At 41.9% G+C, this 12238-nt stretch carries 11 protein-coding genes; 7 read left to right on the top strand and 4 right to left on the bottom strand.

Features of this window, described 5'->3' with window-relative positions; genetic code table 11:
- Positions 1-25: 25 nt before the first annotated feature.
- Complete coding sequence (locus RG47T_RS16810) at positions 26-652, bottom strand: polysaccharide deacetylase family protein (RefSeq protein WP_074490547.1); 627 nt, start codon at positions 650-652, stop codon at positions 26-28.
- Positions 653-741: 89 nt separating this feature from the next.
- Between RG47T_RS16810 and RG47T_RS16805 the strand changes: the two genes are divergently transcribed.
- The 5 genes from RG47T_RS16805 (at position 742) to RG47T_RS16785 (ending at position 5340) form a co-directional block, all read left to right on the top strand.
- Positions 742-2181: a TolC family protein gene (locus RG47T_RS16805; protein ID WP_074490546.1), complete on the top strand. Its 1440-nt coding sequence runs from the start codon at positions 742-744 to the stop codon at positions 2179-2181.
- 25 nt (positions 2182-2206) lie between these two features.
- Positions 2207-3553, top strand: coding sequence for an efflux RND transporter periplasmic adaptor subunit (locus RG47T_RS16800; RefSeq protein WP_074490545.1), 1347 nt, complete (start codon positions 2207-2209; stop codon positions 3551-3553).
- A 67-nt stretch (positions 3554-3620) separates the two neighbouring features.
- Positions 3621-4625 (top strand): NAD(P)H-dependent glycerol-3-phosphate dehydrogenase, encoded by a 1005-nt coding sequence (locus RG47T_RS16795; RefSeq protein WP_074490544.1) that lies wholly within the window; start codon positions 3621-3623, stop codon positions 4623-4625.
- Positions 4626-4650: 25 nt separating this feature from the next.
- A complete protein-coding gene (locus RG47T_RS16790; protein ID WP_074490543.1) occupies positions 4651-4974 on the top strand; it encodes a hypothetical protein in 324 nt (107 codons plus the stop codon).
- A 45-nt stretch (positions 4975-5019) separates the two neighbouring features.
- Positions 5020-5340 carry a hypothetical protein gene (locus tag RG47T_RS16785; RefSeq protein WP_074490542.1) on the top strand — a complete coding sequence of 107 codons (321 nt, stop codon included), beginning with the start codon at positions 5020-5022 and terminating at the stop codon, positions 5338-5340.
- Positions 5341-5395: 55 nt separating this feature from the next.
- Here the strand turns inward: RG47T_RS16785 and RG47T_RS16780 are convergent.
- From RG47T_RS16780 to RG47T_RS16765, 3 genes are all read right to left on the bottom strand, one after another.
- A protein-coding gene (locus RG47T_RS16780) for an IS3 family transposase (RefSeq protein ID WP_139302423.1) occupies positions 5396-6648 on the bottom strand; the annotation gives its coding sequence in 2 pieces (ribosomal slippage) (positions 5396-6294 and positions 6294-6648; 1254 coding nt in all).
- Between the two features lie 361 nt (positions 6649-7009).
- Positions 7010-8881 (bottom strand): DEAD/DEAH box helicase, encoded by a 1872-nt coding sequence (locus tag RG47T_RS16770; protein WP_074493536.1) that lies wholly within the window; start codon positions 8879-8881, stop codon positions 7010-7012.
- A 127-nt stretch (positions 8882-9008) separates the two neighbouring features.
- A complete protein-coding gene (locus RG47T_RS16765) occupies positions 9009-9476 on the bottom strand; it encodes a DUF4293 domain-containing protein (protein WP_074490541.1) in 468 nt (155 codons plus the stop codon).
- 83 nt (positions 9477-9559) lie between these two features.
- On the opposite strand from RG47T_RS16765, the gene truA reads away from it, so the two are divergent.
- Positions 9560-10333, top strand: coding sequence for a tRNA pseudouridine(38-40) synthase TruA (truA, locus tag RG47T_RS16760; protein WP_074490540.1), 774 nt, complete (start codon positions 9560-9562; stop codon positions 10331-10333).
- A 91-nt stretch (positions 10334-10424) separates the two neighbouring features.
- The gene (locus RG47T_RS16755) at positions 10425-12224 is read left to right on the top strand and encodes an ABC transporter ATP-binding protein (protein ID WP_074490539.1); all 1800 of its coding nucleotides are present in this window, start codon (positions 10425-10427) and stop codon (positions 12222-12224) included.
- The last annotated feature ends 14 nt before the right edge of the window (positions 12225-12238 follow it).

Below are 12238 nucleotides of genomic sequence, written 5' to 3'. Positions count from 1 at the left end.
AAGTTGCAAAATTTCATTTAAAATTCTACCTCTCTTCCAGGGCTTCGAATTGATACCCTTTTTTACTCCAATATTCCATCGCCCTCGGCAACACATATTCCAACCGGTTAAATGCTTTCAAACTATCATGAAAAACCACGATTGATCCGTTCTCGGTATGCTTAATTACGTTGTTCAAGCACTTCTCCGGTTCTATACTCATATCAAAATCGCCGCTGAGTACATCCCACATGATAATCTTTAAATCGGGATACAGGCCTTTAAGCTTTTTTGCCTGCGACTTTTTAATGCGCCCATAAGGCGGGCGAAAGAGATTTGAATGTACAAGCTCATCACAGGCTTGCGTATCTTTTATATACGTATCATCATCTGTTATCCACCCTTTAAGGTGATGAAAGGTGTGATTCCCAATGGCGTGTCCGGCTGCTTTTATCTGCTCAAAAATATCAGGATTTTTGCGGATATTATCGCCAATACAAAAGAATGTGGCCTGGGCCTGGTACTGTTTTAAAATTTTTAATACAAACGGTGTAACAACAGGTATAGGGCCGTCGTCAAACGTTAAATAAATGATTCGCTTATCACGATCAGCATTCCACAATAAGTCGGAATAAAATTGCTTAAGCAGCCAGGGTGTTTTAACCAGGTACATTTACAAATTAATTAAATTAGTTCCACCTTCTAACAATAAATTTCGGGGATACAATATAAGCACTTGTGCAAAATTGTAAATACAACATTATGAAACACCTGTTTACTTTAAAAAAAATAAAACCGCTGGGTTTGCTGTTATTCCTGATCTCTGGCAGCACCGCCTTTGCCCAGGAAAAAATATCGTTGGAAAAAGCTGTTGACTATGCACTTACCCGTAACCTAACCATTAAACAGGCACAGTTTAGCGAGGCGCTATCCAACGAAGATTACAAACAATCGAAATATAATGAGTTACCCAGTTTAACCGGTAGTTCGCAAGGTTCGTACAACTTTGGTCGCAGCGCTAACTTAACTACGTATTCTTATACCAGCCAGTCGTTCTTATATATCAGCGGGCAGGCGCAGGCTGCTTTTACTTTGTTTCAGGGTGGCCAGTTAAGGAATTTGATACTGCAAAACAAGCTATCGCTCGATGCCAGCAAGGGCAGTACCGCCAAAGTAAAAAATGACCTCGTACTAAACGTAGTAACCATCTTTTTACAAGTATTGGCTAACCAGGATCTGGTAACTGCTGCAAAACAACAAATAGATATTGCTAATATAACGTTGGATAGGACGAACAAAACCTTTAAAGCAGGAAACTCTACCCTGGCAGACCTGTCGCAAGCTAAGGCTCAGTTATCAACCGCTGATTATAATTTAGTTAATGCGCAGAATCAGCTTGAACTTTCTACGCTTACCTTAAAGCAATATATGGAAATGGACCCTGCCGCTAATATCGCGATCGAAAGGCCGGATATCAGTAAGGTTACCGATGTTAAAACGCTTTATAATGCGCCGGATGTAATTAGTACAGCTTTAAAAATAAACCCCGATGTATTACTTGCAGAGACCCAGCAAAAGGTATATGAACAGGCCATTAAAGTAGCGAAAGGAGGCTATTACCCAACGCTTACTATGTTTGGTAATATTGGATCTAACTATTCGAGCATTGCGCAAAATGTTACAGGTGCGGTAACAACAACTCAGCAAATAGGTGTGATACAAGGCACAACCACACCCGTTGTAAGCCCGGTGCAGGTTCCTGTATTTTCGCCGTCATACGGTTTTACTAACCAGTTTGGCAATAATTTTAATCAGTCTTTCGGGCTTAATTTGCAAATTCCAATCTTTGGCCGTTTTCTGGCACGTACTACTGTACGCAAGGCTAAGATAAATTATCAAAATGCACAGGTAACCACCCAATTGGCTAAGAATACCCTGGCGAAAACAATAACCCAGGCTGTGTGGGATGTACAAGCGGCAGATAAAAAATACCAGTCGGCTATACAAACTTATCAAGCCAATAAGGATGCTTATAACGTTATCCAGCAACGCTACAATGTAGGTTTGGTAAATTCGCTTGATTATAATACCTCCCTTACTAATTTAAACAAATCACAAAATGATATGATCCAGGCCCGCTATGAATTAATTTTCAGAAGTAAGGTGATCGATTATTATCTTGGAAATCCGCTAACTCTTTAAACAATATCAAAATCCTTAATTAATAATGGGAAAGACTACAAAATACGTTTTAATTACTCTGGGAGTACTTATTGTATTAATCATCATAGGTAAAGCAACGGGTATTATCGGTAAGCCGGATAAAACACAGGTTGCTACCGAAAAGGCAGCAGCACGTGATATTAACGAAGTGGTATCTGCAAGCGGTAAAATTAAACCCGAGGTAGAGGTAAAGATCAGTTCGGAAGTTTCAGGCGAGGTTGTGGAACTGCCCATCAAAGAGGGTGATATTGTTAAAAAAGGTCAACTGCTTTGCCGCATTCGCCCGGATATCTTAAAATCTGGTTACGAGCGTGCGGTAGCATCTTACAACAGCCAAAAGGCAAGCGTTGGCAACGCCAGCGAGATGCTGCACCAGTCAGAAGCTAACTATGCTAACTCTGAGGCCAAGTACAAACGTACTAAAGAGCTTTACGAAAACAAAGTAGTTACCGCTGCCGAATTTGATGCCGCCAAGGCTGATTATGCCGGTGCTAAAGCCAACCTCGAGGCTTTAAAACAAAGTGTGGTAGGTTCGCGCTATGGTTTGGCACAATCTCAGGCATCTGTAAAAGAAGCCCAGGATAACCTGGCCAAAACCAGCATTTATTCGCCGGTTGATGGTGTGGTATCTAAATTATCTATTGAACAGGGCGAACGTGTAGTGGGTACGGCACAAATGACCGGTACCGAAATTATGACCATATCCGACCTGAGCAAAATGGATGTTAACGTTGATGTTAATGAAAATGATATTAACCGCGTACACACAGGCGATTCGTCTAAAATTGAGATAGACGCTTTTAGCGGTAAAACCTTTAACGGTGTTGTTTATGAAATTGGCAGTTCGGCCAACGTGGTAGGTACAAACGCCGACCAGGTAACCAACTTTACGGTTAAGGTACGGATCAACCCCGATTCATATAAGGATTTGATCAACAAAAGCGTTAATGGGCACTCGCCGTTCCGCCCGGGGTTAACGGCTACCGTTGATGTGCAAACCAACCACACGCATGCACTATCTGTACCTATCCAGTCTGTCACCACCCGCGAAGAGAAGAAAGATAATGGCATGAAGAAGGCCGACGATAACAGTACCGATAAGAAAAAGATAGGCAGCATTACCAAAGAATATGTTTTTGTATACAAAGCGGGTAAAGTAGCGCAGGTTGCGGTTACCACCGGTATACAGGATGATACCAACATACAAATACTCAGCGGCCTTAAAGATGGCGATGAGGTGGTTTCGGGGCCATACGCTGCTATCTCTAAAACATTGAAAGATAAGATGGATGTAGAGAAGGTTGATAAGTCGAAACTATTTAGTTCGGATAATAAAGGGAAAGATAACTAATAACTGGGTAATATTTTTTTATTTTGTCCTGCAAGAACAAATTGGTTCTTGCAGGACTTTTTATTTAATGGATACCCGAAACAAAATAGCAGTTATTGGTGGTGGCAGCTGGGCTACAGCAAACATCAAAATGCTTGCTGATAATACAGCAGAGAAAGAGATTTTTTGGTGGATGCGCAATGCTGATGCCGTAGGCCATATACGCGAATTTAATCACAACCCCAATTACCTGAGCTCGGTAGAGATCAGGTTGCCGAAGCATCATATATCCACAGATATAAAACACATTATCAGCGCGGCTGATTTTATTGTGCTTAATGTGCCTGCTGCTTTTTTAAAAGAGGCATTAACAGGTATTACACCTGCCGATCTGCAAGGGAAATTCATCGTATCGGCCATTAAGGGTATTGTGCCCGATGAAAACCAGATTATGGGTGAATTTTTAAATCAGCATTACCATATTCCGTTTGCGCATTTTCTGGTATTAAGCGGGCCCTGCCATGCCGAGGAGGTGGCACTGGAAAAACTATCCTATTTAACCATTGCATCCGGCGATTTGGAACTGGCTGCACGTTTTGCCGGGCTTATTAGTACACGTTACATCCGCACCATCGTGTCAGACGATATTTATGGTACCGAGTGGGCTGCAGTGCTTAAAAATATTTATGCTATTGCCAGTGGTATTTGCCACGGCATTGGTTATGGCGATAATTTTCAGGCGGTGCTTATCTCAAACGCCATCCGCGAGCTGGAGCGCTTTGTTGCTGTTGTGCACCCAATTAACCGCGATATTAAAGAATCGGCCTACCTGGGCGATTTACTGGTAACTGCCTATTCACAGTTTAGCCGTAACCGTACCTTTGGCAATATGATAGGGAAGGGTTATACCGTAAAATCTGCCCAGCTGGAAATGAATATGATTGCCGAGGGATATTATGCAGTAAATTGCCTACACCAGGTTAATAAACAGTACAAGGTTAACATGCCTATATGTGAGGCTGTTTATGCCATTTTATATAAAAAAAAGGCACCTGTGCCCCAAATGCAACATTTGGCAGGACAATTGAGTTAGTTTCTGAAATAAAAAGTCAGACACTATGAAAATCTTATTCAGACCCTTACTGTTAGCAGGTGCTATGTTTTGTGCAGCACAATCATATGCGCAAAGTGATGTAAAAAAAGCAGAACATAGCGTTGGCCATGCCGCTACAGCTGTAGGCCATAAAACCTCAGAAGTAGCCTCTAAAGGATCATCGGCAATTATAGACAAAAAATATAAAGGCAAATGCGGACCCAATGGCGAAACCATTTACATCAATAAAAAATCGCAATATTATTATGTAAATAAAAGAGGCCACCGTGTTTATCAAAAGAGGGCACAGTTGATGGATAAAAAAGATATGGAACATCATAAAATGTAATACTCAAGCCGGGCCTTTAACGGCCCGGCTTCTTTTAACTTTCCCATGAAAAACGTTGCCTTAATTATTATCCATTTTACTTTTGCTATTGTGCTGTTTGGCGTTGCCTGCGCAGGCAATACCCAAAGCAAGCTAAAAGGCAACTGGCGATCTAAAGACGGTAAAACAGGTTTAAAAATAACCGACAATGAATTTGTGGTTGACCATAACCCACCTGCGCCCGAAGATTATTTTTTAAAGGGCGATACCATTTACACTTCTTTTGAAGGCAACCAGCCTTATACCCGCTTTGCTATTGAGCACCTGGATGAGCATCAGCTTAAATTGCGTTATCCCGATTCTGCCACTGTAGAATTTACCAGGTGAGTAGTCCTGAAATAGGTTGACTATTTTTTGATTGCACAAACATTGATAAAAAAGCTCAAACATCCACTAAAGATGTTTGAGCTTTTTTGTTGTATGTCCTTAGTTTGATGGCTTGCTGGTTGTGCATTTGCTTTGGTGTAAGCATACTGCAGCTTAGGTGTGGTCTTTGATTATTATAAGTAACTATACTTTGGTCGGTTTGCAATGAGGCGTCTATAAGATCCTCCATTTGATCTGACAGGCCGAACTCATCTTTCAGAATACCATTTACTCGTTCGGCAATAGCATTTTCATAAGGGTCACCATTTTCTGTCATAGATATTCTTATTCCATTTCGAATAAGACAAGATGTATAAAGCTTACTGCAATACTGTAAACCGCGGTCTGAATGATGTATCAACACATTACTTTTATATTGCCGGTTCTCAATAGCCATTTGTAAGGCTTTAAGTGTTGAAGCTGCTTCCATGTTGTTGCAGAGTTCATATCCCATAATGCGTTTGGAATAGGCATCTGTAATTAAATGAAGATACAGATTGCCATCCTTTGCATCCAGGTAGGTAATATCGGCTACCCAAAGCTGTTCAGGACGAACAATGAGCATCTCTTTGATCAGATTAGGATATTTGCGCAACCAGTGTTTTGAGTTAGTCGTTAAAGTATACCTTTTCCGTTTTAAAACAAGCAACCCTTCGTCCCGAAGCAGGTCAAATAGATAATCCCTGCCTATCAAGACATTATTTTCTTTTAGCAAATAGTGAAGTTTGCGTGTGCCTAATCGCGGCATACTTCTGCGTAATTGCAAGACCGATGCTCTGGCCTGTTTGCGTAAAATAATCTTCTCTTGTCGTTGCTTAATCTGTTTATAGTAAGCCTGTTTACTCAGGCCAAACAATACGCAAAACATACTTACTTTTCTTGGATACATTTTGGCAAGCTCACTGATTGTTTGGCGCCGTCTTTTTTTAAGATGTTTATGCCATCTTCCTTTTCAGCAATCTCAATCAATTTCTCGTAAGCCACTAATTTAAGCTTGGCTTCTTCCAGTTGCTTCTCCAGGTCTTTGATACGTTGTTTTTGTGGATCTTTCATCGGCCGGCCTAATGCACCTTTTTCAGGATGGTGCAATTTACCATACTTACGGCACCATTGCAATATCACTGAATTGCCGCCTAAACCATATTTGGCTTGTAACTGATCTTTGTTCAAAAACCCTCGTTCATATTCCTGAACAACTTTCTTTTTGAACGATAAACTGTAGCGCCCGCCCGGGCTTACATGTTTTGATTTAATTCTTTGACTTTCCATTTGTTGACTATATTTTAGTCAACTTTTTTCAGGACGAGACAAGGTGATATAAAAGGCCTCCCGGATTGCTCCAAAAGGCCTTAACTAACTAAACTAAGACTAAAATTTTTATGATGTGTGTAAGCGTATTAATACGATTATACTATTTTGCTTAAAGAAATTTCTGAAACCCTCATTATCAGCATTTCTTTAGCTTCTTACCACTAAGACGCCTGCGCCGCAATTTTCGTTACAGCATCCCCAGATATTTTATAAAAAAAATCGAAACATTTACCCGTATAACACAAAAGCCCTCCGGATTACTCCGGAAGGCTTTAACTAACTAAACTAAAACTAAAATTTTATTGCGAACTTAAGCGTATTAGCTACGGTTACGGCGTTCTGAACGATCTTCGCGACGTTTGCCAGAGAAATCTCTGAAACCACCACCGCCACTAGCGCTTCTTTCGCCACCAGCACCGCCTTCGCGACGTTGGTAACCACCGCCACCGCCAGCACCACCTTCACGACGATTGCCTCTGAAGCCGCCGCCACCACCTCCTTCGCGACGTTGGTAACCACCACCAGAGCCACCTTCGCGACGATTGCCTCCTTCAGGACGGTCATCGCCAGATATTTCTATGCGAACCTCACGGCCTTTGTATTCGATCGATTTAAAAGCGTTCATTACAGTTTCCTTATCAGCATTAGCAACCTCAAAGAAAGAGTAAACACCCTTTACATCAATTTTACCAACTGTACGGCCAACTATACCGGTGTTGTTACAGATGTAACCAAGCATTTCGCCACGGCCAAACCCATCAACAGAACCTAAATTAATAAACAACCTGGTAAATTCACCATTGTTGCCACGCACAAAGCGTTCGCCTGTTGCACCATCTCTTTCTCTGAAACGAGCCTCTTCAGGAGCATTCAAATCAGGAGCGTTTTTGTAATATTCTAAAAAGCGGTTAAACTCTAAAGATGCAAAACGTTTAATCAGATCTTCTTTGGTCAGGTCGGCAAACTCATCCATAATACGTGGGATGTATTGCTCAATCTGGCTTTCATTCACAGTTACATTGTGTACTTTGTGAATAAGTGAGAATAATTGTTTTTCGCAAACATCAAAGCCATTAGGTATTTCGGCTTTAATAAAGCTTTTACCAATAACTCTTTCAATCTGGCGAATTTTGCCTAATTCTTTTGAGTTGATGATAGCGATAGATACACCTGTTTTACCTGCACGGGCTGTACGGCCGCTACGGTGGGTGTAGTTCTCAATTTCATCCGGTAACGAGTAGTTAATAACGTGTGTTACATCATTAACGTCAATACCACGTGCGGCAACGTCTGTAGCAATTAACAATTGCAGGCTGCGCTCGCGGTAACGTTTCATTACCTTATCGCGTTGTTGCTGTGATAAGTCACCATGTAAAGCATCGGCGTTGTAACCGTCTTTAATCAGTGATTCAGCAATTTCCTGAGTTTCTATTTTAGTACGGCAAAATACGATACCAAAAATATCAGGGTTAAAATCAACAATACGTTTAAAAGCAGCGTATTTGTCGCGGGCACGTACAACATAGTACTCGTGCTCAATGTTAACGTTTCCGGTGTTTTGCTTACCCATGGTAAGTTCATGCGGATCGGTCATGTATTTTTTAGCTATGCGCCTAACTTCTGGCGGCATAGTGGCAGAAAACAACCATGTTTTCTTTTCTGCAGGGGTTGTAGAAAGAATCTCATCGATATCTTCCTTAAATCCCATATTCAGCATTTCGTCTGCTTCGTCTAATACTACATAACGTATATCAGAAAAATCAATCGCTTTGCGGCCGATAATATCCAACATACGGCCCGGGGTAGCAACCACGATCTGAACACCACGCTTAATACTGCGCAGTTGGTCCATAATGCTTGTGCCACCATAAACAGCCACAACGTTAACGTTAGGCATATTTTTGGCGTAGTTTTTCAAATCACTTGCAATTTGCAGACACAGTTCGCGTGTAGGGCAAAGGATAAGTGCTTGTGGATGATTTTCTTCGAAATCAATTAATTCTAGTAGAGGCAGTCCGAATGCAGCCGTTTTTCCGGTTCCCGTTTGGGCTAATCCGACAAAATCGTTGCTGCCAGACAATAGTACAGGAATAGAAGCTTCCTGTATTGGAGTTGGGGCGGTAAAGCCTAACTCGCTAATGGCATTAACAATGTCATGACGGATTCCCAGTTCAATAAATGGGTTGTTCATGAATTTAAATAACGAACTTGGCAACATCGCCAAATCGGGTGCAAAGGTACGTTATTTAAATTTGATATGCAATGCTTGTTGCAAAATATCTATTCAACCGCGTAACTATTTGACGCTTTGAGGGATATTATCTTAGCCTATCTGCAGAACGCACCAATTTCTCATCTCTTTGTATGGCTTTGGCAGCTAGTATCAACATTAAAATGCTAACGCTCGATAAAAATAAGCCTATGCCCATGTTGTTGGTGCCAATGGTTATGCCGCCGGTAACTGCCTTTACGGTTTGTGCCATCCAGAAGCTATAACCTATAATAACCAATATAGCGCTGTAGCAAAAGGTAACTTGCTTTTTGCGGTTCTTGTATAAGAATATTACAATTAAAGGTATTAACCCAATAATACCTGTTACGGCAGTTAAAGCTACAAATACTTCGGTATGCACATCCTGGCCATTAACGTTTTGGTATAGCCCGGTAACCGAAATGGTGGTTGGGATACCATTTAACAAAACATTGTGCGCAAGCGGAAACAAGTAAAGCGCAAAAATTAAAAGGCCGGCAATTAGCAGGTATATAGATTGTATTCTTTGTATCATAGTTGTATTAAGAGCTGCAAAGATAATATTTGTTTCACTAAAACATAAGCGGGCATCGCTAAGGGTTTATTAACTTTGCGCCCGTGGCCCAACAACGTTATTTTATTGAACTTGCCTACAACGGTACCAATTATCACGGCTGGCAAATACAGCCTAATGCTATAGCGGTTCAGCAAGTGCTTAACCATGCTTTAACTACGTTGTTGAGGCATCCTGTTGAAACTTTGGGTTGCGGCCGTACCGATACCGGGGTGCATGCAACGGAGTTTTTTGCGCATTTAGATATCGATTCTGAAAGTGAGAATCCGAAATTCGAAATCAGATCTCTCAACGCTTTGCTGCCTTATGATATCGCTGTTAAGCGTATCATCCCGGTACATCCCGAAGCGCATGCCCGGTTTGATGCCACGCTGCGGTCGTACGAATATCATATCCATTTTCATAAAGATCCTTTTAAGCTCAACTATTCGTGGCTGCTGAGAGACAAGCCCGATATGGAATTGATGAACGAAGGGGCGATGATTATGATGGAGTACATCGATTTTAGCTGTTTTAGCAAATCAAATACGCAGGTATTTACCAACAACTGCAAAATAAGCCGTGCCGAATGGGGAGAGGCAGCCGACGGCAGTTTAATTTTTCATATCTCTGCCGACCGTTTTTTACGTAATATGGTAAGGGCTATTGTAGGAACCCTGCTCATGGTGGGCAAAAGGGAAATTGAACCCGAAGCCATCAGGCAAATTATAGAAAGCAAAAACCGCAGTAAAGCCGGAACATCTGTGCCTGCCTGCGGTTTATATTTAACAGAAGTAGTTTATCCATATTTGCCCCCTAGCTCCCTAAAGGGGAAATAGAAACAAGAGACGGGAATCAAGAATCAAGATAGAAAAATCCTGGCTCTTGGTTCTCGTTTCTTGTCTCTGTGTGAGGGAAACGAACACAAGAATGAGTACAGTAACCGGAAATGCCATCGACTGGCGATTAATGCGGCGGGTAATGCACTACGTAAAGCCATACAAGCTTACGTTTGCGCTGTCTGCTTTCCTAACCATATTTTTAGCAGTAATTGCATTGGTGCAGCCCATCCTTATTCAGCGTACGCTGGATAATTATATTGTGGTGGGCGATTATAACGGGCTGGTTTTAATGGTAGGGCTGATGGTTAGCCAACTGGTGATACAAACCATTGCACAGTATTACCAAACCTATTTAACCAACGCACTGGGGCAATCTGTAATTAAAGATTTGCGGATGGATGTATTTAACCACATTATTAGCCTGCGTTTAAAATATTTTGATAAAACGCCTATCGGGATGCTGATTACCCGTACGGTATCAGACCTGGAAACCATTGCCGATATCTTTTCCGAAGGCCTGATCTCTATAGCCGGCGATTTACTACTGGTGATTGCCATTGTAATATACATGCTTATAGAGGACTGGAAGCTCACGCTGATTACGCTAATCCCGATGCCATTCCTCTTTCTGGCTACTTATATATTTAAAGAGGCGATAAAAACCTCGTTTCAGGAAGTGCGTACGCAGGTATCACAACTCAATACCTTTTTGCAGGAGCATATCTCGGGCGTAAGTATAATCCAGTATTTTGCCCGCGAAGACCAGGAGATGCGCAAATTTATGGATGTAAACCGTAAATACCGCGATGCCAACATTCGCTCCAATTGGTATTACTCTATCTTTTTCCCGGTGGTTGAAATTTTGTTTGCCGTATGTATGGGCCTGCTGGTTTGGTATGGCTGTAAGCGGATCTTATCAGATGGCGAACTGGCTTCGATGTCGGCATCTAAACATGGCGTTACGCCGGGGCTGATTGTTGCTTTTATATCGTTGCTTAACTTATTGTTTCGCCCTATACGCCAGCTGGCAGATAAATTTAATACCCTGCAAATGGGTATGGTAGGTGCCGACAGGATTTTTAAAGTGCTGGATACCGACGAGGTGGCCATAAATACCGGCCATATAAAAGCCGGACCTATTGAAGGCGACATCGAATTTAATAAAGTATGGTTTGCTTACAACGAGGAGAACTGGGTACTGAAAGATATCAGCTTCCACATAAAACCGGGCGAAACGCTAGCCCTTGTTGGTGCTACAGGTGCAGGTAAATCATCAACCATTAATATCCTGAACCGTTTTTATGAGATAGGGAAGGGCGAGGTAAAGGTAGATGGCGTAAACCTGCAGGAGTATGAAACCGGCTTTTTACGGTCGAAGATTGCCACGGTGATACAGGATGTGTTCTTATTTTCAGATACCATTGCCAATAATATCAGCCTCAATAACCCAGATATAACCTTAGAAGAGATTATTAAAGCTGCCAAAGATGTGGGCGCGCACGAATTTATTGAACGTTTACCCGGCGGTTACCATTATAACGTAATGGAGCGTGGTGCAACCCTCTCGGCAGGGCAGGCCCAATTAATCTCTTTTATCCGGGCGTTGGTGTATAATCCGGCTATATTGGTTTTGGACGAGGCCACATCATCGGTAGATACCGAAACAGAAATCCTGATCCAGAATGCCATTAACAAGCTAATGGAGGGTCGTACAGCAATTGTAATTGCCCATCGCTTGTCGACCATCCAAAAGGCCGATAAGATCATCGTTTTAGATCATGGCGAGATCAAGGAAATGGGTACCCACCAGGAGTTACTAAGAATCCCTAACGGTTTCTACCGCAAACTGTACGATCTGCAATTTAACTCGGCAGGAATTTCGCGTTAGTTGTCGGTTATTGG

This window comes from Mucilaginibacter polytrichastri (assembly GCF_001911425.1).
Taxonomy (GTDB): Bacteria; Bacteroidota; Bacteroidia; order Sphingobacteriales; family Sphingobacteriaceae; genus Mucilaginibacter; species Mucilaginibacter polytrichastri.
Note: the sequence above shows the minus strand (reverse complement) of the source record. Positions and strands in the feature narration are given on the sequence as shown.